This window comes from Achromobacter sp. GW823-FHT04E03 (assembly GCF_058796095.1).
The window spans coordinates 184,460-204,307 of sequence record NZ_JBXAIJ010000004.1 but is presented as its reverse complement, the minus strand read 5'-3'; the positions used below and the strand labels follow the sequence as shown (position 1 = coordinate 204,307).

19 protein-coding genes are annotated in these 19,848 nt (G+C 66.6%); 6 read left to right on the top strand and 13 right to left on the bottom strand.

Features of this window, described 5'->3' with window-relative positions; all coding sequences use genetic code 11:
- Window positions 1–111: 111 nt before the first annotated feature.
- The 6 genes from AC1RHV_RS26060 to AC1RHV_RS26035 all read right to left on the bottom strand — a co-directional run bounded on the left by AC1RHV_RS26060 (window position 112) and on the right by AC1RHV_RS26035 (window position 7,990).
- Window positions 112–1,344: a dihydrolipoamide acetyltransferase family protein gene (locus tag AC1RHV_RS26060; protein ID WP_175160864.1), complete on the bottom strand. Its 1,233-nt coding sequence runs from the start codon at window positions 1,342–1,344 to the stop codon at window positions 112–114.
- A 12-nt stretch (window positions 1,345–1,356) separates the two neighbouring features.
- Entirely contained in the window at window positions 1,357–2,058 is a 702-nt protein-coding gene (locus AC1RHV_RS26055) for a GntR family transcriptional regulator (protein ID WP_054457653.1), read from the bottom strand.
- A 6-nt stretch (window positions 2,059–2,064) separates the two neighbouring features.
- Window positions 2,065–2,787 carry an SDR family NAD(P)-dependent oxidoreductase gene (locus AC1RHV_RS26050; protein ID WP_054457654.1) on the bottom strand — a complete coding sequence of 241 codons (723 nt, stop codon included), beginning with the start codon at window positions 2,785–2,787 and terminating at the stop codon, window positions 2,065–2,067.
- The gene (locus AC1RHV_RS26045) at window positions 2,771–4,981 is read right to left on the bottom strand and encodes an alpha-ketoacid dehydrogenase subunit alpha/beta (RefSeq protein ID WP_492302251.1); all 2,211 of its coding nucleotides are present in this window, start codon (window positions 4,979–4,981) and stop codon (window positions 2,771–2,773) included. Before AC1RHV_RS26045 ends, AC1RHV_RS26050 begins: the two co-directional genes overlap by 17 nt.
- A gap of 39 nt (window positions 4,982–5,020) precedes the next feature.
- Window positions 5,021–5,794 (bottom strand): SDR family NAD(P)-dependent oxidoreductase, encoded by a 774-nt coding sequence (locus AC1RHV_RS26040; RefSeq protein WP_082401235.1) that lies wholly within the window; start codon window positions 5,792–5,794, stop codon window positions 5,021–5,023.
- Window positions 5,795–5,965: 171 nt separating this feature from the next.
- The gene (locus tag AC1RHV_RS26035) at window positions 5,966–7,990 is read right to left on the bottom strand and encodes a TonB-dependent receptor domain-containing protein (RefSeq protein WP_492302308.1); all 2,025 of its coding nucleotides are present in this window, start codon (window positions 7,988–7,990) and stop codon (window positions 5,966–5,968) included.
- 242 nt (window positions 7,991–8,232) lie between these two features.
- Between AC1RHV_RS26035 and AC1RHV_RS26030 the strand changes: the two genes are divergently transcribed.
- Window positions 8,233–8,940 (top strand): FadR/GntR family transcriptional regulator, encoded by a 708-nt coding sequence (locus tag AC1RHV_RS26030; RefSeq protein ID WP_054457656.1) that lies wholly within the window; start codon window positions 8,233–8,235, stop codon window positions 8,938–8,940.
- A gap of 36 nt (window positions 8,941–8,976) precedes the next feature.
- On the opposite strand, the gene otnK is transcribed toward AC1RHV_RS26030, so the two are convergent.
- The 7 genes from otnK to AC1RHV_RS25995 form a co-directional block, all read right to left on the bottom strand.
- Window positions 8,977–10,233: a 3-oxo-tetronate kinase gene (gene otnK / locus AC1RHV_RS26025; protein WP_192353075.1), complete on the bottom strand. Its 1,257-nt coding sequence runs from the start codon at window positions 10,231–10,233 to the stop codon at window positions 8,977–8,979.
- On the bottom strand, window positions 10,230–11,138 hold the full coding sequence (gene ltnD / locus AC1RHV_RS26020) for an L-threonate dehydrogenase (RefSeq protein WP_492302250.1): 909 nt from the start codon (window positions 11,136–11,138) through the stop codon (window positions 10,230–10,232). Before ltnD ends, otnK begins: the two co-directional genes overlap by 4 nt.
- A gap of 45 nt (window positions 11,139–11,183) precedes the next feature.
- The gene (gene denD / locus AC1RHV_RS26015; protein WP_054457659.1) at window positions 11,184–12,158 is read right to left on the bottom strand and encodes a D-erythronate dehydrogenase; all 975 of its coding nucleotides are present in this window, start codon (window positions 12,156–12,158) and stop codon (window positions 11,184–11,186) included.
- Window positions 12,155–12,955, bottom strand: a complete 801-nt coding sequence (gene otnI, locus AC1RHV_RS26010; protein ID WP_119450245.1) for a 2-oxo-tetronate isomerase — start codon at window positions 12,953–12,955, stop codon at window positions 12,155–12,157. Before otnI ends, denD begins: the two co-directional genes overlap by 4 nt.
- 14 nt (window positions 12,956–12,969) lie before the next feature.
- Window positions 12,970–13,608: a 3-oxo-tetronate 4-phosphate decarboxylase gene (gene otnC / locus AC1RHV_RS26005; RefSeq protein ID WP_054457661.1), complete on the bottom strand. Its 639-nt coding sequence runs from the start codon at window positions 13,606–13,608 to the stop codon at window positions 12,970–12,972.
- Between the two features lie 178 nt (window positions 13,609–13,786).
- Window positions 13,787–14,704, bottom strand: coding sequence for an NAD(P)-dependent oxidoreductase (locus AC1RHV_RS26000; protein ID WP_492302249.1), 918 nt, complete (start codon window positions 14,702–14,704; stop codon window positions 13,787–13,789).
- Window positions 14,701–15,114, bottom strand: coding sequence for a carboxymuconolactone decarboxylase family protein (locus AC1RHV_RS25995; protein ID WP_054457663.1), 414 nt, complete (start codon window positions 15,112–15,114; stop codon window positions 14,701–14,703). The genes AC1RHV_RS26000 and AC1RHV_RS25995 overlap by 4 nt, the downstream gene beginning before the upstream one ends.
- A gap of 205 nt (window positions 15,115–15,319) precedes the next feature.
- Here AC1RHV_RS25995 and AC1RHV_RS25990 point away from each other — a divergent pair, with 205 nt between their 5' ends.
- From AC1RHV_RS25990 to AC1RHV_RS25970, 5 genes are read left to right on the top strand one after another with little or no spacing between them, the layout of a single operon-like run.
- The gene (locus tag AC1RHV_RS25990; RefSeq protein WP_119450242.1) at window positions 15,320–16,537 is read left to right on the top strand and encodes an ABC transporter substrate-binding protein; all 1,218 of its coding nucleotides are present in this window, start codon (window positions 15,320–15,322) and stop codon (window positions 16,535–16,537) included.
- A 19-nt stretch (window positions 16,538–16,556) separates the two neighbouring features.
- Entirely contained in the window at window positions 16,557–17,417 is an 861-nt protein-coding gene (locus AC1RHV_RS25985; RefSeq protein WP_119450241.1) for a branched-chain amino acid ABC transporter permease, read from the top strand.
- Window positions 17,417–18,391, top strand: a complete 975-nt coding sequence (locus AC1RHV_RS25980; protein WP_119450240.1) for a branched-chain amino acid ABC transporter permease — start codon at window positions 17,417–17,419, stop codon at window positions 18,389–18,391. The genes AC1RHV_RS25985 and AC1RHV_RS25980 overlap by 1 nt, the downstream gene beginning before the upstream one ends.
- Window positions 18,384–19,124, top strand: coding sequence for an ABC transporter ATP-binding protein (locus tag AC1RHV_RS25975; RefSeq protein ID WP_119450239.1), 741 nt, complete (start codon window positions 18,384–18,386; stop codon window positions 19,122–19,124). Before AC1RHV_RS25980 ends, AC1RHV_RS25975 begins: the two co-directional genes overlap by 8 nt.
- The gene (locus AC1RHV_RS25970) at window positions 19,121–19,834 is read left to right on the top strand and encodes an ABC transporter ATP-binding protein (protein WP_492302248.1); all 714 of its coding nucleotides are present in this window, start codon (window positions 19,121–19,123) and stop codon (window positions 19,832–19,834) included. Before AC1RHV_RS25975 ends, AC1RHV_RS25970 begins: the two co-directional genes overlap by 4 nt.
- Window positions 19,835–19,848: the final 14 nt, after the last annotated feature.

The following is a 19,848-nucleotide window of genomic DNA, read 5'->3' as shown; positions in this document are numbered from 1 at the left end:
CTGACTAGATGTAATGCTGCTTCGACTTGCTTCCGCCATCGGTCTGTGCGCCGTTCGCGGTCCACCCTGCGCGCTGATGCCGTGGAAATCGTCCAGGTCCCGCCCAGGACGCTAGAGAATCAATTCGATCGGATTCTCCAGCAATTGCTTTACCGCCCCCAGGAAGCGCGCGCCCAGCGCGCCGTCCACCACGCGGTGATCCGCCGACAACGTAAGGCTCATGACGTGGCCCACGCGGATGTCGTCGCCGTCGACCACCGGCTGCCTGACCACGGCGCCCGCGGCCAGGATGACGCTTTGGGGAGGGTTGATGATGGCGGCAAACTCGCGCACGCCATGCATGCCCAGATTCGACAGCGTGAGGCTGCCGCCTTCGTATTGTTCGGGTCGCAAACGGCCACGGCGCGCCTGTTCCGCCAACTGCGCGATCTCGGTGGAGAGCTCGCGCAGGGATTTCCGGTTCGCGTTGCGCACGATGGGCGTGATAAGTCCGGACTCCAGCGCCACGGCGATGCTCAGGTCCACCTGGCCCAGCTGCACGATGCCTTCGTCCGTCCATTGCGCATTGATGCCCGGGACTTGGCCGGCCGCCCGTGCCACCGCCATCGACAGCAGATCGTTAAGGGAATGGCGCATGGGCTCACGCGCAGACTCGCTGCGCGCATTCAATGCGGCACGGGCGGCCAGCAGCGCGTCCATGCGGCAATCCACCGTCAGGTAAAAGTGCGGCACCTGCTGCTTGGACTGCACCAGGCGGCGCGCGATGGTGGCGCGCATGGAACTGTGCGGCTGCAAGCCGGCGCTGGAGACCGGCGCGGCGGGGGTAGCCCCGGATTGTGCGGATGCCGCGGCGGCATTCTCGATGTCGATCCGCACGATGCGGCCGTTCGGGCCGCTGCCGGAAAGCGTGTGCAGGTCCACGCCCAGCGCGCGCGCCAGGCGTCGCGCGGATGGGCTGGCGAACAGGCGCTGCTCCGCCAGGCCCGAACGATCCCCGGATGGCAGGTCGGCCGCAAGGGCAGGACGCGTGACGGCCTGGGGAGCCGCTGCTGGCGGGTTCGCGATTGCCGGTGGCGGACTGGCGGCCGGCTGCATCGCACCGCCCCGGCGCAGCAGCGTCGCGATGACGCCGCCTACCGGTACCTCGGCATCGCCCGCGGGCACATGGATGCGGTCCAGCACCCCATCGTCCAGGGCTTCCAGTTCTATGACGGCCTTGTCGGTCTCGATCTCGGCCAGGATATCGCCCACCTTGACCGTGTCGCCGGACTGCTTCAGCCACTGCAGTATCTTGCCCTGCGTCGTGCCCGCGCCTATGGCGGGCATCACGACCTCGATATCCATGTCTTACTCGCTCTATGTGTTGGCCAGATTGCCTGTCTTCTCGATGTACAGGGCTGCGTCCGATATGTCCGCCACGATGGCCGCGCGCGCAGCTTCGCCGTCGCGGCGCTTCAAGGCGTCCAACAAGGCGGCGTGGTGGCTGAAGGATTCCCAGCTTTCGGACTTGCGGTCCTTGCTGCCCATGCTGAGTGAAAACAGCGGCGCGATCTGCAGCCAGATGTTCTCTATCATCGTGACCAACAGAGGCATTCCGGCCGCCTCATACAGCGTGAAATGCAGATTGCGGTTGGCCTCGATGGTCTTCAAGGTATCGATCTTGCGTTGATGCCCAAGTTTGTCGAACTCGTCGGCGTAGCGCTGTATGCGCGCCACGGTCGCATCCGTCATGATCTGGGCCGCCTCGGCCGCCGCGAAGCCTTCCATGCAGCAGCGGATGCGCACGATCTCGCGGAACTTGGTCAGGCCGGGCTTGGGCACGCGCAGGCCACGGCTGGGCAACATTTCCAACGCCCCTTCGGCGACAAGTTTGTTGACCGCTTCGCGTACCGGCATGGGACTGGTGTTAAGCACCGAGGCCAGCCCGCGCAAGGTGACTTTCTCTCCCGGCGGCACGGCGCCGCTCATCAGGAGTTCACGGGTCCGTTGATAGATCTGATCCGCGACGGTAACGCGTTCCTGCTTTTCGAGCAGGCCTTCCAGTGTGCTGTTGTCCATGTCGTCTCAATTCATGTAGACGCCACCGTTCACGTCCAGGGTGGCGCCGCAGATGTAGCTCGCGCCATCGGAACAGAGAAAGGCGATGGGCAAGGCGATTTCGCGAGGCCGGGCTATGCGCCGCAGCGGAATTCTATTCGCATCGAAGGCCTGCCCACGGGTCATTCCCGTCTCGGTCGCGCCTGGCGCGACGCTATTGACGGTGACGCCGGAATCAGCCGCCTTGCGGGCCAGCCATTTGACGAAAGCCTGCGTGCCGCCCTTGGCCGCAACGTAGTGTGGACTGGCGGCCAGCCCTCCCATGCGCGCGGCGACGGAAGACACCAACACCATGCGGCCGGCGCCCTGCGCGCTCATCTTCGCCAGCACGGCGCGCGTCAGGTGCATCAGCCCCAGCAGATTGACGTCGATGACATGGTGGAAGACCTCGTCCCAGCCCGCCTCGTGCCAGTCGTCCCAGGGGCAATAGCCCGCATTGGCCACCAGCGCGTCCAGGCGCCCGATGTCGGCCACGGCCGCCTCGGCGGCGGCCCGGTCCGTCACGTCGAAGGCGATGGCGCGCGCCGGCACGCCCTTGGCTTGCAACTGCGCAACCAGTTCCTGCGGTGGTTCGCGATCGGCCAGCACCAGCGATGCGCCCTGCTCGCCGCAGACTTCGGCGGTCGCGCGGCCGATGCCGCCGGCCGCGCCGGTGATCAACACAGTCTTGCCCTCAAGCGCGCGCGGCATGAGCTTGCTCCTGTTGGCCGACCGAGAGCGCACTGTCGGCCTGCATTTCACGAATCAGGGCACGGATGTCGTCCTCTCCCGCCAGCGCCGCGCGCTCCAGCGCCTGCGACACCACGGGAGGCGCCCAGCGGCCGGTGACGCGCTTGACCGGCTGGTCCAGGTAGTCGAAGTAGCGCCGCTGGATCTCGTCGGCGATCAGCGCACCCAGGCTGGCGCCGCGCGTGGTCTGTTCGACGATGGCGACGCGGCCCGTCTTCATGACGGACCGGCCGATGGTTTCGTAATCAATGTCCCGCTGCGACAAGGTGCGCAGGTCGATGACGTCGGCGCGTATGCCCGCCTCTTCCACCATGCGGCAGCATTCATCCACCATGGTCAGGGTCGTCAGCAGCGTTATCTGGTCCCCCTCGCGTACGCGCTTGGCGCGGCCGATGGGGATGTAGTAGTCCAGGTCCTTGGGCACCAGCGTCTTGCGCTTGTGCAGCTGCTGCGGCTCGATGACCAGCACCGGATCTTTGCAGCGCAGCGCCGAGTTCATCAGGCCCACGTAATCGAAAGCATTGGACGGCGCCACGATGCGCCACCCGGGAAACAGCGCGAACACGCCTGCCGGGTCCATGGAATGCTGCGAGCCATAGCCTTCCGGCCCGGGGATGCGCGCGCGCAGCACCAACGGCACTTCGGCCGTGCCATTGAACAAGTGACGGATCTTGCCAGCCTGGTTCAGCAGCTGGTCGCCCGCCACCAGGAAGAAGTCGCTATACATCAGCTCGACCACGGGCTTCAGGCCCGACAGCGCTGCGCCGGTGGCCAGGCCGCAGAATCCGTTCTCAGTGATCGGAGTATTCACCAGCCGGCCGGCGTATGTCTCCGTCAGTCCGCGGGTGGCGCCCACGGTGCCCCCGCCCATGTTGGCCACGTCCTCGCCGAACACGTGGATTGTTTCGTCTTCGGCCATGCGCGCGCCCATGGCCCGCGAGATCGCCTCGATGTAGGACAGGGGTTCCATCTCTTCGGCGGCATAGTCCTCCGCCTCGGCGTAGCGCACGCCATCGAACTCCGACATGTCGCTATTGAGGTGTTCGTCCACGCTGGCCGCCGCCGGCCAAAGGCCGGCGCGTATGCGGGCCGACGAGCCTGCGCCTTCGATGCAGGAGGCGGCGGCCGCTTCCACCGCGTCCGTCACCGCGGCGTCGACGGCCGCCAACTCTTCCTCGCGCAGAATGCCGCGCGCCTTCAGTTCCTGTTGCAGGAACAGCCAGGGATCGCGTGCCTTCCACGCGTTTTCCTCTTCGCGCGTGCGGTAGCCGAAAGCGCTGCCCGGAATCGAAGAACTCTGGTGGTAGTAACGGTACACCTCTGCCAGGACGAAGGCCGGGCGCCCGGTGCGGACGATATGGTCTTGCGCCCAGCGCGTGGCCAGCCAGGTGGCGAACGGGTTCATGCCGTCCACCTTGACTCCGGCGATGCCGTGGCCCTGCGGCCGGGTCAGCAATTCCGTCTCGAAAGTGGATTGCTCCACGCTCATGGAGACGGCGTACTTGTTGTTCTCCAGGAAGAAGATCATGGGCAGGCCGTACAGCGCCGCCAGGTTCATGGCTTCGTGGGTGGCGCCCTGGTGCACCGCGCCGTCGCCGAAAAACGTGACCATGGTCTTGCCCGAGCCACGCTGCTTTTCCGCGTAGGCGTGGCCGCAAGCGATAGGAATGCCGCCCGCGACGATGGCATTCGTGCCCATGATGCCGAGCTCCGCGCGGCGCAGGTGCATGGAACCGCCACGGCCGCCGGTCCAGCCGTCCTTCAAACCCAGGATCTCTTGCATCATTCCCTGGATTTCCTGGCGCATGCGCAGCGTCAGGCCGGCCGCCGAGGGGTCCAGGCCGCCGTCGTAGAGCGCGTTGATGGCCTTTGCAATGCACTGGTGATGCGCGCGGTGCGTGCCATTCATCAGCGTGTCGACGGGCAATGCGGCGATACAACCGGCCGCGGCGCCTTCCTGGCCGATGCTGGAATGCGCCGGCCCGTGCACCAGGTTCAGCTTGTCCAGCTGCAGGATTTTTTCCTCGAAGCGGCGCGCGGCCAGGAACAGCGTCGTCAGGCGCAGGGCCTCGGCGCGTGTCAGCTGCGCCCAGTCGCTCTCTTCCACCACCAGTTCGTGCACCGGCGTCTTCTGCCGGATTTCTTCGAGTTGCATGCCGTCCCCTCGTTGTGCTTTGCGGCCGCCGCGCGGCGTTCAGATATGCGCGGTCACGCCGCCGTCCACCACCACGCTGGCGCCCGTCATGAAGTCGGACGCGGCGCTGGCCAGGAACAGGGCGGGTCCGACCATGTCTTCCGGTTCGCCCCAGCGGCCCATGGGCGTGGTCGCCACGACGCGTTCCGCGTGGCCAGGAATGTCTACCCGCGCCTGGCGCGACAGCGCCGTGTCGATCCAGCCGGGCTGGATCACGTTGACGGTGATGCCATCGGCCGCCCAGGCGCAGGCCAGCGAACGGGTCAGCTGCAGCACCCCTCCCTTGCTGGCCGAATAGGCCGCGGTCATGGCGTTGGACGCCAGTGCCAGGATGGAGCCGATGTTGATGATCTTGCCCTTGCGGCGCGCCTGCATGGATGCGTGCACGGCCTGGCACATGTTGAAGCTGCCCTTCAGATTGATGTCGATGATGCGGTCCCAGACGTCTTCGGCGTACTGCTCCGGACGCATGCGGGTATTGACGCCGGCGCAGTTCACCAGCACGTCCACCCCGCCGAAGGCGGCCACCGCCTCGTCCACCACCGCGGCGCACGCGGCGCGATCCTCCACCTGCAGCGCGTAGCTTCCGGTCTTGGCGCCGGATCCGCGCAACTCGGACGCCAGCGCGTCGAGCTTTTCCCCCGCCAGGTCGGTCAGCACCAGCGTCGCGCCCGCCTGGGCATACGCCCGGCTGAGCGCGGCGCCGATACCGCCTGCCGCGCCGGTGATCAAGACAATCCTGCCTTCGAGATCGAACAGTTCGTGCTGGGCCATGCTGCGTCCCTTGTTTGCTATTTTTGATATGTGATCACAAATCAAATTCTAGGAACGGCTTCGGAGGCCGTCAACAGGCCGGGCATCGGGGTCTACCCGTAGGACAAAAAAAATGGCGGAACGGGGCCATGCCCATTCCGCCTTGGAGGCATCCGCCAATGGCTGGAAAAATCAATACGTCATGCGCACGCCCAGCAGCACGCTGCGCCCGGGCAGCGGCGCCACCGTCGAAATGAAGGACGCGTGGTTGTACGCCAGCTTGTTCAGCAGATTCGTGCCGCGCAGGTAGACCTCATAGCCCGTGGCGCCATATTGGCCGCGGTAGGCCACCACCGCATTGACCATGTTGTAGCCAGGCGTGGTCTCCTCGTAGGCAGCGATGTCCTTCTGCGCAAACACGCGCGCATACTCGACGCCGCCCGACCACTGCTGCCACTTCATGTCCGCGCGCACGCCGGCGCGCGCTGCCGGGATGCGCGGCAGGTTGCCATCGCCGCCCGTCAGCTTGCCGCGCACGTAGTCGCCGAATACCGCAGCCGAAAACACCGGGGTGAACTGGTGGCGCAGTTCGCCCTCCACGCCCGTGAACTCTGCGTCGCGCTGGGTGTACTCGATCAGACGAAAGTCTTCGTAGCGGTCCAGCGTGTTGGCATAGATGTAGTTCTTCACGCGATTGTGGAACACGCTGGCCGAGAACGTCGTGTCGCCCGAATGCTTGCGCAAGGTCAGGTCGATGTTGTGCGAGGTCTCGCGGCCCAGGTTCGGATTGCCCAGTTCGTAGGTGTTGGTGGCCAGGTGCACGCCGTCCGCATACAGTTCTTGCGCGGTGGGCAGGCGCTGCGAGCGCGACAGGGACAGGGCCACCGAATACTGCGGCGCGAAGTCCCAGATGGCCGCGGCCGACAAGGACGTGCCGGACAGGCTGCTGCGCTGCGCGCCGCCCGTGGGCGAGATGCGCTGCCAGTCCTGCCGCGCGCCCAGTTCGAAGCGCCAGTCGTTCAACTGGTACTCCTCCAGCACGAACAGGCCATAAGAGCGCGTCTTGCTGCGCGGCAGGAACGCCTCTTCGCCATCGGCGCGGAAATCGCTGTAGGCATTCTGCACGCCCACCACGCCGCGCCAGCCTGCGATGGGCTTGTGCTGCATTTCCACGCGCAGGTCGTAGCCCTTGTTCTTGAAGCGAGTGCCCACCTCGCCGCCTTCGATTTCGTCGTGCTGGTAGTCGGTCAGGCCGCCGCGCACGCGGATTTTCTCGAAGCCCGCAAACGGATCCTGGTACTCGGCGCGCAGATCGAGGCGGTTGCTGCGCAGCTTCACGTAAGGCACGCCGCCGTGTTCGTGCTCATGGTCGTGATCGTGGCCGTCTTCGTCGTGGTCATGATCATGCCCGCCGCAATGCAGATGAGTACCGTGCGGGTGGCAGCCTTCGTATTCGTGGTTATGTCCGGGCAGGCCGTACTTGCTTTCCAGATGCGTGAACGCCAGGCCGACGTAGCCGCGCGGCGTGATCCAGGACATGCCCACCGTACCCTGCGTCGACTCGCTGTACGAACCTTCCAGCTTGCCGCCCGGCCAATCCGGCACGTCATAGTCGCTGGTGCGGCGCTTCAGGCCTTCCACGCGCACCGCGAACTGTCCTTCGCCCGCGGTGATACCCACCGCACCCGCACGTTCCTTGGTGCCCGTGGCGCCGCGCAGCTCGGCCTCGGCTTCCATGCCTTTTTCCGGCACCGCCGTCGGGATCTTCTTGTCCACCACATTGACCACGCCGCCGATCGCGCCGCCCCCATACAGCAGCGTTGCCGGACCGCGCAGCACTTCGATGCGTTCAGCCAATAGCGGCTCCACCGTCACCGCATGGTCAGGAGAGATGCTGGACGCGTCCATCACCTCGGAGCCGTCGGACAGCACCTTTACCCGCGGCGCAGTCTGGCCGCGGATCACGGGGCGGCTGGCGCCGCCGCCGAAGGTGTCGCTGTTTACGCCGGGCAGGTTCTTCAGCGTGTCGCCCAGGGTGCCGTTGCGCTGCTCGATCAGCGCGTCGCCTTCCAGCACCGAGGCCGGCAAGGTGGTGCTGTTCAGGTCCAGCCCCAGCGGGTTGGCGGAAACCGTGATCGGCGCCAGCGTCCTGGCGGCCGAGCGTTCCGCCGCGGCTTCCGCGGCTTCGTCGGCCTGCGCGGCGGGCGCGGCCAGCATCAGCGCGCAGACCAGGGGTTTCAGCGCGCCCCGGCGGCCCGCCCGCAGGGCAACCCTGCCGCCGCGTTCCCTCTGCCACCCCAGTTTCTTGCCATTCATCATCGCCCTCTTTCAAATGTTATAACGTACCAAATAATTGACGAATGATATAACATTTCGAAAATGACGCAAGCTTGCAGACGCAGTGAATGTGCCGCTGCCGCTCATGGCCGGGCCGGCACGGGCGCGCGTATCATAGGGCGATGGTGTTCCCCCGACTTCCGACTCCTCCCACGCTGACCGACACCGTCGCCAAGCGCCTGCTCGCCGAGATCGACGGAGGTCGCGTGCCGCCCGGGGAAAAATTGCCCACGGAAAGCGCGCTGGCGGAGCAGTTCGGCGTCAGCCGCACGGTCATCCGCGAAGCGGTTTCGCGGCTGCGGCAGGACGGCATCGTCGAAGCGCGGCAAGGCAGCGGCGTGTACGTCACCGGCCACGCCGGCAACCGCGCTCTGCGCATCGACGCCGCCGATCTGTCCTCGCTGGACGCCGTGCTGCATATCGTGGATCTGCGCCGCGCGCTGGAAACCGAGATCGCCGCGCAAGCCGCGGCAGTGCGGAAAAAGCAGGACATGGCGGAGATCGACGCCGCGCTGGCCGCCATTTCGCAGGCTGTGGAAAACGGCGGCGACGGCGTGCAGGAAGACGTCGCCTTCCATCGCAGCATCGCCCGCGCCACCGGCAACCCTTATTTCCTGACAACCCTGGCCTTCGTCAGCCAGTTCCTGGAAGCGGCCACGCGCGTCACGCGCGCCAACGAGGCGCGCCACGCCAGCCTGATGCGCGACGTACTGCAGGAACACATCGCCATCGTCGAAGCCATACGCGGCAGGGACGTGGACGGCGCGCGCGAGGCCGCGCGCATCCATATGGTGAATGCGGCCAAGCGGTTGAGCCAGGCGCACCGCTAGACGGGAGCGCCGCGGCGCATGCGCTGCGGCCGGCGCCTAGCCGAATGCCTTGATGAAGAAATCCCGCGTGCCGAAGTTGCCTGATTTCAGCGCGATGCTGATGTCGCCTTGTGCCGCGGGCGCATGACCGGAGCACCAGGGAACGCCGGGATCGATCTGCTCACCGATGGCGATCTGCTGCAGTCCCAACGCCTGCACCACCGCCCCCGAGGTCTCGCCGCCCGCCACGATCAGTTGCCGCACGCCGCGTTCGACCAGACCCGCCGCGATGCGCGCGATGGCGTCCTCGATCATGGCGCCCGCGCGCGCAGCGCCAAGTTCGCTCTGCGCCTGCCTCACCTGCGCGGGCTGCGCGGTGGAGTAGATCAGCACGGGGCCATCGTGCATGCGCGCATCGGCCCAAGCCAGCGCCTCGCCCACGACGTCGTGACCCGCAGCCAGCCGCCGCGGATCCAGCGCCAACGCCGGCCGGCCGCTTTCAATGAATGCAGCCACCTGGCCATTGGTTGCCGCCGAGCAACTGCCCGCCACCACCGCCTGCAAGCCGCGCTGGCGCGGTTGCCGGGCGTCCGCGGACGCCGCCGCCAGTCCCCAGTTGCCGGGCAGTCCGATCGCCACGCCCGACCCCGCCGTCACCAGCGGCATGCCGGCAAGCGCGGGGCCCAAGGCCAGCAGGTCGTCATTGGACACGGCGTCCACGATGGCGATCCCCACACCCTGCGCCTGCAACTCTTGAATGCGGGCGCGGATGGCCTCGCTACCGCGCGCCACGACGCTGTAGTCGATCAACCCGACTCGGCGGGAAGTCTGCGCGGACAGAACGCGCACCAGATTCGGGTCGGTCATGGGCGTCAGCGGATGGTGCTGCATGCCCGATTCGTTCAGCAGCACATCCCCTGCGAACAGATAGCCTTTGAACACCGTGCGCTTGTTGTCCGGAAAGGCCGGCGTGGCGATGGTGAAATCCGTGTCCAGCCGCGTCATCAGCGCATCGGCGACCGGCCCGATGTTGCCCTCGGGCGTGCTGTCGAAAGTGGAGCAATACTTGAAGTAGATCTGTTCCGCGCCCTGCGCCAGCAGCCACTCCAGCGCCGCCAAGGACTGCGCCACCGCCTCGGCCGCGGGCAGCGTGCGGGTCTTGAGCGCCACCACCACCGCATCCGCCGCGCCGCGCAGGGGTTCGCCCGGTATGCCTATGGTCTGCACGGTGCGCATGCCCGCGCGCACGAGATTATTGGCCAGATCGGTGGCGCCGGTGAAGTCATCGGCGATGCAGCCCAGTTTGATGCTCATTTGGCCTCCGGCAGGGCGATGCCCGGGAATATCTTGATCACCGCGCTGTCGTCCTCGCGGCCGTGGCCGGCGCTGGAGGCCTGCATGAACATCTGATGCGCGGTGGAGGCCAGCGGCAAGGGAAAGCGGGTATGCCGGGCGGTGTCCAGCACCAGCCCCAGGTCCTTGACGAAGATGTCGACCGCGGAGAGCGGCGTGTAGTCGCCGGCCAGCACATGGGCCATGCGGTTCTCGAACATCCAGCTATTGCCCGCGCTATGCGTGATCACTTCATACAGGGCGTCCGCGTCCACGCCTTCGCACAGTCCCAGCGCCATGGCCTCGGCCGCCGCTGCGATGTGCACGCCCGCCAGCAGCTGGTTGATGATCTTGACCTTGCTGCCCGCGCCGGCGCGGTCGCCCAGGCGGTAGACCTTGCCGGCCATGGATTCCAGCACCGCGCCGCAGGCGTCATAGGCCGCCGCGCGCCCGGCGGTCATCATCGTCATCTCGCCCGAAGCCGCGCGCGCGGCGCCGCCCGAGATGGGCGCGTCCAGGTACAGGATGCCCTGCGCTTCGAGCCGCGCCTCCAGCGCGATGGACCAATTGGGATCCACGGTGGAACACATCACGAACACCGCCCCCGGGCGCAGTGCGGCGGCAAGGCCGCCTTCCCCGTACAGCACCTCCTCGGTCTGCTGGGCGTTGACGACCACGCTGATGACGATGTCGCAGGCGGCCGCCATGTCGGCCAGGGTGGCGCAGGCCACGCCGCCCTGCACCGCGAATGCCGCGCAAGCTTCCTTGCGGATGTCGTACACGTGCACGTCGTGGCCCGCCCGGCGCAGGCTTTGCGCGATGCCCGCGCCCATGGCGCCCAGGCCGATGACGCCGACTCGGCGGGATGGGGTTTGAGGATTGCTCATATCGTTGGCGGCCCGGCTACGGTAGGAATGGAGAGCTGCCGGCGCTCAGCGCGGCAGGTCGTCGGCCATGTAGGCGCGGATGATGTCCGCGAAGTCAGCGTCGCCGCGCAGGCCCAGGCGCTCGGCCCGAGCGGTGTCCCAGCGTCCAGGCCAGCTGCCCACGATGCGCTCGACGCGCTCGTCAGGCTTCCAGCCGACACGGCCGGCGACCTCCTCGCCCGCGACCTCTCGCAGCGCTTGCACCATTTCGCTTGCCGTGACCGACACGCCAGGCAAATTGATGGGAGCGCGGTCCGCGACGGCGGCCGTCTCGAGCTCGCAGCCGGCGATCAGGGCCTGTATCGCGCCGCGCGGCGACAGCAGCCACAGGCGCGTGTCGGCGCTGACCGGGCAGGCGGCCTCCAAGCCGTTCAAAGGTTCGCGGATGATGCCGCTGGCAAACGACGACGCCGCCGCATTGGGCCGCCCCGGACGCACGCTGATGGTGGGCAGGCGCAGCACGCGCCCGTCCACGTAGCCGCGCCGCGTGTAGTCCGCCAGCAGCAGTTCGGCAATGGCCTTCTGCGTGCCGTAGGACGATTGGGGATTGAGCGCGGTATCGTCGCGCACGGTGTCGGGCAGCGCGCCGCCGTACACCGCGACCGAACTGGTGAAGATTACCCGCGGCTTGTGGCCCAGCGCGCGGCAGGTTTCGAGCAGCGCGCGCGACGCGTCCAGGTTGATGCGCATCCCCAGGTCGAAGTCCGCCTCCGCCTGCCCGCTGACGATGGCGGCCAGATGGAAGATGGCGCGGGTTTGCGTGTCAATGGCCTGCCGCAGCATCGCGGGGTCGGCGATATCGCCAAGCTGCGCATGGATGCGCGGATCATCCGGCCCCTGCGCCTGCACCACATCCAGCAGGTCGATCCGCGTGATGGCTTCGGGCTTGCCGCCATCCAATGCCAGCGTGCCGCGCTCCAGCAGCTTGCGGGCCAGGCGCTGCCCCAGGAATCCGGCGCCGCCGGTGATGAGTATCTTCATATCGCGGTATGCCCCGTGTGTGTCAGATAGGGCCGGGCCCAGCCCAGCCCGGCGGAGGTGCCGGCCCGGGGCCGGTATTCGCAACCGATCCAGCCGGCATAACCCAACGCATCGATCTGTTCGAACAGATATGGATAGTTCAGCTCTCCCAGGTCCGGCTCGTGGCGGTCGGGCACCCCCGCGATCTGGATGTGGCCGATGCCCGCCATGTCGCGCTTGAGCTTGACCGCGATATCGCCTTCCACGATCTGGCAGTGGTAGATGTCGAACTGGACTTTCAGATTGTCTGCGCCGACTTCGGCACAGACGGCTTGGGCCTCGTCCTGGCGGTTGAGAAAGAATCCCGGAATGTCGCGCGTGTTGATCGGCTCGATCACCACCGTCACGTCGGCGGACGCCGCGGCGCGCGCGGCCCACGCAAGGTTCTCCAGATAGACCGCGCGATGCGCCGCGCGGTCCTGTCCGGGCTGTATCAGCCCAGCCATCAGATGCAGCTTGCGGTTGCCCAGCGCAGCGGCATATTCCAAGGCTTGGTCGACTCCGCGCCGAAACTCGCTTTCACGGCCTGGCAGCGAGGCTGTGCCGCGCTCGCCCGCGGCCCAATCGCCGGGCGGCGCGTTGAACAGCGCCTGGGTCAACCCTTGCGCTTGCAGCCGCGCCTTGAGTTCGGCGGCCGGGTACTCGTAGGGAAACAGGAACTCCACTCCCGCGAATCCGTCCCCCGCGGCCGCGGCAAACCGGTCCAGGAAAGGATGCTCGGTGTACATCATGCTGAGATTGGCGGCCAGGCGCGGCATCGCGATTCCTTGATTCAATAGCGCGCGCCGAACACGTCGCGCAGTTCGTCGATCGCCGCCGCGCTCAATGGCGCCGGCCGGGGATCGCTCATCAGCCACAGGCGGGCGGTTTCTTCCAGTTCTTCCAGCGCGTAAGCCGCATGCGCCACGGAACGCTCCCACATCACCGGCCCCAGGCGCTCGAATAGCGCCCCGCGCACCTCGCCGGCCACGGCCGCGACCTCGGCTGCGGCCTGCGGGTCGCCGGGGCGGCGATAGAGGATCAGCGGAATCCTGCCGACCTTCATGACCTGATAGGGCGTGATCGGCGGCAGCACTTCATCGAGCCGCCATACGCCCGCGAGCGTCAGCGCCACCAGATGCGTGGAATGCGTATGCACGATGCCGCGAGCGCCGGGACTGGCCTGGTAGATGCCGCGATGCAGCTCCAGCGTCTTGGACGGCTTGCCGCCCGAAACATGCCTGCCCGCCGCATCGACCTTGGACAGTTGGACGGGATCCAGCCTGCCCAGGCAGGCATCGGTCGGCGTGATCAGCCAGCCATCGTCCAGGCGCGCGCTGATGTTGCCGGCGGCGCCCACGGTATAGCCACGGTTGTAGAGGCTGGCGCCTACGGCGCAGATCTCTTCGCGGATGCGGGATTCTTCGGTCATGGACGCCCGCCGGCCGGACAAGGGGCGAGCATGCGTAATGTGGATGCCAAGGGCATGACGACGTTGCCTTCCAGGAGTGAAGTCATAATGTCATCATACAAATTTGCCGTAAAGCACAGTGCCAGGGTAAACACTGAGCGATAGGACGCGGCCGGACGCCAACCCGGCCGCAACGGTTTCAGTCTTGCTGCCTGGCGCCCAGCTCCACGCCGGCCAGTTGCTCGGACAGGCGGGCGACGGCGGTGTGGTCCTGGCCCTTGCCCAGCGTCTTGCCGGCCGAGGCCCAAAGTTCGCGGCACAGCGAGGCAAACGGCGTGGGCGTGCCGGTGTCGGTCGCGATGCCTAGCGCAATGCCCAGGTCCTTGACCATCAGGTCCAGGCCGAAGCCCGAATTGAACTGGCGCGACAGCACGAACTGCTTGAACTTCTTCTGGGTGGAATTGTTCATGCCGGTCGACGCGTTGAGTACGTCGACGATAACGTTCGGATCGAGGCCGAATTGCTGGCCGATCAGCATGGCCTCGACGCCGATCAGGAAGCCGCCTGCCGACACCAGGTTGTTCAACGCCTTCATGGCATGGGCGCTGCCCACCTCACCCACGGGCGTGATCGTCGTGCCCATGCTGGACAGGGTCGGACGCACCCGCTCCAGCGTCGCCGCGGGTCCGCCGTACATGATGGCCAGTTCGCCCGTGCGGGCGCGCGGCACGCCGCCGGAGACAGGCGCGTCGACCATGACGCCGCCAGCGGCGGCCACGGCCTGCGCCAGGCGCTGGGTATGCGCCGGCACGCCGGAACTCATGTCCACGACCACGCTACCCTGGTGCAAACCCGCCAGCACGCCCTGTTCGCCGTTCAGCACCTGCTCGACGATCGCGCTGGTGGGCAGCATGGTGAAGATGATGTCGGACTGCGCGGCCAATTCGGCGCAGGTGGCTGCGGCCTGGCCGCCTACTTCCTGGGCGAACTTGGCGGCCTGGCCGGGCACGGCGTCGAACACCGTGACCGCAAAGCCGGCCTGCACCAGGCGGGCCGCCATGGGCCAACCCATGCTGCCGATGCCGATCAGGCCCACCCGCTCTTGCGGGGCGTTCATGCCTTGGACTCCTTGAAAGCGCCCTCTTCTTCCAGCACCTGGTTGGCGACCTTGAACGCGTCCAGCCCCGCCGGGATTCCGCAGTAGACCGTGGCCTGGAGCAGGATTTCCTTGATCTCCTCGACCGTCACGCCGTTGTTCAGCGCGCCCTTGACGTGCAGCTTGATCTCGGCCGGGCGGTTCAGCGCGGTCAGCATGGCCAGGTTGAGCATGCTGCGGGTCTTCTTTTCCAGACCGGGACGGCCCCAGGTATAGCCCCAGCACCATTCGGTGGTGATGTGCTGGAAGGCCATCATGAATTCGTTGGCGCGGGCGATGGAGCCGTCCACGTATTCCGTGCCCAGCACTTCGCGGCGCAGGTTCAGGCCTTGGTCGAACAGGGCCTGGGTTTCGGATTTGATGTCTGCCATGAGTTCCTCTTTGTGATGGGGTGACGGGCTTTGCAGGGGATCTACGCCCACTGTTTTGTCTGATTGTCCGGCAATTTTCCCGCAATCGTCAATAGTCTGATTGTCTGACAATCTTCTTGACTGCTTAAAATTTGAGCACAATAATGTGCCGCAGAGCGCCGGGCCGGCAGCCTTGCGCCACACCCAAAAAAGCCAGGAGACAGACATGACAAGACCCCAACAGGCCATGCGCCGCGGGCGCAGGGAATTCGTCGCTGGACTGGGCGCCGCCGCACTGGCCGCCAGCCTGCCCGGCCGTGCGCTGGCAGCGCCGTCGGAAGTCAACGTAGGCGTGATCCTGCCGCTGTCAGGCGCCAACGCGCAGTTCGGCATCAACTCGCGGCAAGGGCTGGAACTGGCCGCCGATGAAATCAACGCGGCCGGCGGCATCAAGGCCATGGGCGGCGCCAAGCTCAAACTCATCGTCGCCGACGCCACTTCCCAGCCCACCACCGCAGCCACCGTGGCGCAGCGCCTGATCACGCAGAACCGCTGCGTGGCCATCATCGGCGCCTACGCCTCGTCGCTGACGCTGGCCGTGTCGGAAGTGACCGAGCGCCGCGGCATCCCCCTGCTCACGATGTCGTTCTCCGATGTGCTCACGGAGCGCGGCTTCAAGCACATCTTCCAGGTGGTCTCCAAGGGCTCGGTGCTGGGCCGCGCGCAATACGACTACGCGGCATCGGTCGTGGCGGGCGCCTCGGACATCAAGAAGATCGCGTTGCTCTACGAAGATACGGCCTATGGCACCTCGCAGGCGGTCGGCGTGCGCAATGCAGCCAAGGCCGCCGGCACTCAGATCGTGCTGGACGAAGCCTATCCGCTGGGCATCACCGACGTCACGCCGCTAATCAGCAAGTTGCGCGGGTCCGATGCCCAGATCGTTTTCCCTATCTCCTACCTGAACGACAGCCTCCTGATCATCCGCGTCATGCGGCAGCAACGCCTGACCGTGCCCATCGTGGGAGGCGCGGCGGGGTACGTGATCCCCGACTTCGCCAAGGCATTGGGCCAGTATTCCGAAGCGGTGCTCTCGATCGCTCCGGCCAACTACGACCAGGCGCCCGAATACACCGAACGCTACCGCAAGCGCTTCGGCACCTTCATGCCGCACGAGGCGCTGGAGCATGCCGTCTGCGCGGGCGTGCTGGCGCAAGCGCTGGAAGTCGCCGCCTCCGACAAGCCGGAAGCCGTAAGCCAGGCCCTGCGCGCGAAAAAGTACGACCAGGGTTGGGCAGGCGTGATGTCCGGCGGCGGCGTGCATTTCGACGCCAATGGCCTGAACACCATGGCGCAGCCCATCATGGTCCAGTGGCAAAAGGGCGAACTGGTCTCGGTCTGGCCGCAGGCATTGGCCAAGGGCCGCGTCATCGCGGCTGCCTGAGTCCGCGCGGAGAACAGTCATGCAATTCCTCCAGGCGCTGGTGGACGGCATTCTGCTGGGCGGGGTCTACGCGGTGATCTCCATCGGGCTCACGCTCGTCTTCGGAGTCGTCTCCATCGTCAACTTCGCCCAGGCCGAATTCCTGATGGTGGGCATGTTCGTGGCGTACTTCGCCTGGAAGCTGCTCGGACTGGATCCGTTGCTGGGGTCGCTGCTGTCGTTCGCGGTGGCATTCGTGCTCGGCGTGCTGACGCAGAAGTACCTGATCGACCGGGTGCTGAAGGCGCCAGCCGTGGCGCAGATCTTCCTGACGGTGGGCCTGCTCATCGTCATGGAGAACCTGGCGCTGATCCTGTTCGGCTCCGAGTTCCGCTCGGTGCAGACGCCCTACCAGATGACTGCGCTGGCCGTGGGGCCCATCCTCCTCAGTGCGCCCTACCTGCTGGCATTCGTGGTGGCCTCGGTGGCGGGTCTGGCGCTGTGGTGGGTGCTCAAGAAAACCTGGTGGGGCATGGCGGTGCGCGCTACCGCTCAGGACCCCATGGCCGCCAGGCTGTCCGGCATTTCGACCCACCGGGTGCACCAGCTGGCGTTCGGCCTGGGCGTGGGCATGACGGCGCTGGGCGGCGGCATCATCCTGCCCTACCTCACGGCCTCGACCACGGTCGGCGCGCAGTTCAGCGTGCTGATGTTTACCGCGGTGGTACTGGGCGGACTGGGCAGCGTGATAGGCGCGGTGGTGGGCGGCGTGGCGGTCGGGGTGATCCAGTCGCTGTCTTCGCTCGTGCTGCCCATGCAGTTGCAGAACCTGGCGCTGTTCGCCATCTTCATCCTGGTGCTGGCCGTGCGCCCGGAAGGTCTTTTGAAAAGGGCGGGCTGATGACTAGCAACCGACAACTCCTGCTGTGGGCGCTGCCGCTGGCGGCGGCCCTGATCGCGCCATGGCTGATGCAGGATCAGGGCTACGGCATCCGCGTCATGACGCTGGTGCTGCTGTTTGCCGCCATGGGCCAGTCCTGGAACATCGTGGGAGGGCTGGCGAACCAGATCTCCCTCGGACACGCGGCGTTCTTCGGGCTGGGTGCCTACACCTCGACCCTGCTGCTCATGCGCTACGGCATTTCGCCCTGGCTGGGCATTGTCGCAGCCATGGCGGTGGCCGCGGCTGCGGGCGCCCTGCTCAGCCTGCCTACCATGCGCCTGCGCGGGCACTACTTCGCACTGGCCACGCTGGCCTTTGGCGAAGTGCTGCGCGCCATCGCCAACACCTGGGCCTCTGTGACCGGCGGACCGGTGGGCGTGTCGATCCCGTTCTCGGAAGGCTTGGCGCAGATGCAGTTCAAGTCCAGCATCCCCTACTACTACCTGATGCTGGGGGCCGCGGTGATCACCTCGGCGGTGTTCGCGCTGATCAGCCGTTCGCGCCTGGGCTACCGGCTGCGCGCGGTCAAGGCCAATCCCCAGGCCGCCGAGGTGATCGGCGTGAACACCGCCCGCACCCGCATTCTCGCCGCCGTCATCTCGGCCGCATTGATGGGCGCCTGCGGCACGCTGTACGCGCAGTTCATCTACTTCTTCGACCCGGACACCGTCTTCTCGCTGGTCGGCGTTTCGGTGCGCGTGGCGCTGATCTGCATCATCGGCGGCGTGGGCACCGTGGCCGGGCCGCTGATCGGCGCGCTAGTCATCATCCCGCTGGAGGAACTGTTCAACGACTGGCTGTCCGGCCATACGGCGGGCGCGTCGCAGCTGGCTTTCGGGCTGATCCTCATCGCCATCATCCTGATCGAGCCGCGTGGCCTGTCGGCGTTGTGGACCCGGCTGCGCAACCTGACACGAGGCCAGCATGCCTGACATCCTGAACGTTTCCCGCATCCAGCGCCGCTTTGGCGGCCTGAAAGCCGTGGACGACGTGTCGTTCAACGTGGCGCGCGGCGATATCCTGGGCCTCATCGGCCCCAATGGCGCGGGCAAGACCACTCTATTCAACCTGCTGGTCGGGTTGTACCGCGGCAACGGCGGACGCATCGAACTGGAGGGCCGCGACATCAGCGGCCTGCGGCCCCACCAGATCGCCGCGCTCGGCATGACCAAGACCTTCCAGAACGTGGCGCTGTTTCCTGAAATGACGGTGCTGGACAATGTGCTGGTCGGCGGACTGCTGCGCCATGACGTAAGCCGCGCGCGCCAGCTGGCGCTGGGCAACCTCGAGCGCGTCGGCCTGGCCGGCATCGCGCGCAAGCCGGCCGGCGAGCTCTCGTTTCCCGAACAGGCGCGGGTGGAGCTGGCCCGCGCGCTGTGCACCGATCCCAAGGTCTTGCTGCTGGATGAGGTGATGGCGGCGCTGAACGAATCCGAAATGGACGCGCTGCTGGATCTGATCCGTGCCCTGCGCGACGACTCGGGCATCACCTTCATCGTGGTGGAACACCACATGCGCGCCATCATGCGCCTGTGCAATCGCATCCTGGTGCTGTCGTTCGGCCAGAAGATCGCAGAAGGCAGCCCGGCGGAGATCGCGGCCGATCCCACGGTAATCGAGGTCTATCTCGGCAAGTCGCTGGAACAGGTGGAGGAACTGGCATGAGCCTCCTGCATATCGAGGGACTGACCGCCGCATACAACCGCAGCCCGGTGCTGCACGACGTGTCGCTGGATGTGCCCGAAGGCGGTTTCATTGCCGTGGTCGGCGCCAATACAGCGGGCAAGAGCACGCTGCTGCGCTGCATATCCGGCCTTCTGGACAAGGTTGGGGGCAGCATCCGGTTCGACGGGGAAGAGATCCTGCGCCTGCCCCCGCACCGCATCCCTGAACTGGGCATCGCCCACGTTCCGGAAGGCCGCCATGTCTTTCCGGAAATGACGGTCGAGGAAAACCTCTACCTGGGCGCGTACACCCGACGCGGGGATATGGCCGCAGTCAAGCGCGGCTGCGACCGCATCTACGCGCTGTTTCCCCGCTTGCTGGAACGGCGCCGCCAGCAGGCCGGTACGCTTTCCGGCGGCGAACAACAGATGGTGGCATTCGGCCGCGCGCTGATGCTGGAACCGCGACTGCTGTTGCTGGACGAACCCAGCCACGGCCTGGCGCCCAAGATCGTCGAGGAGATGCACCAGGTCATGATCGACATCCACCGCAGCGGCCTGACCATCCTGCTGGTGGAGCAGAACACACGTCTGGCGCTGTCGGTGGCGGAATACGCCTACGTGCTGCAATCCGGCTCCCTGGTGCTGTCGGGCCCCAGTGGCACGCTGCTGCAGGACAGCCGCGTGCGGGCGGCCTACCTCGGACTGTAGCCATGGCGCGCCGA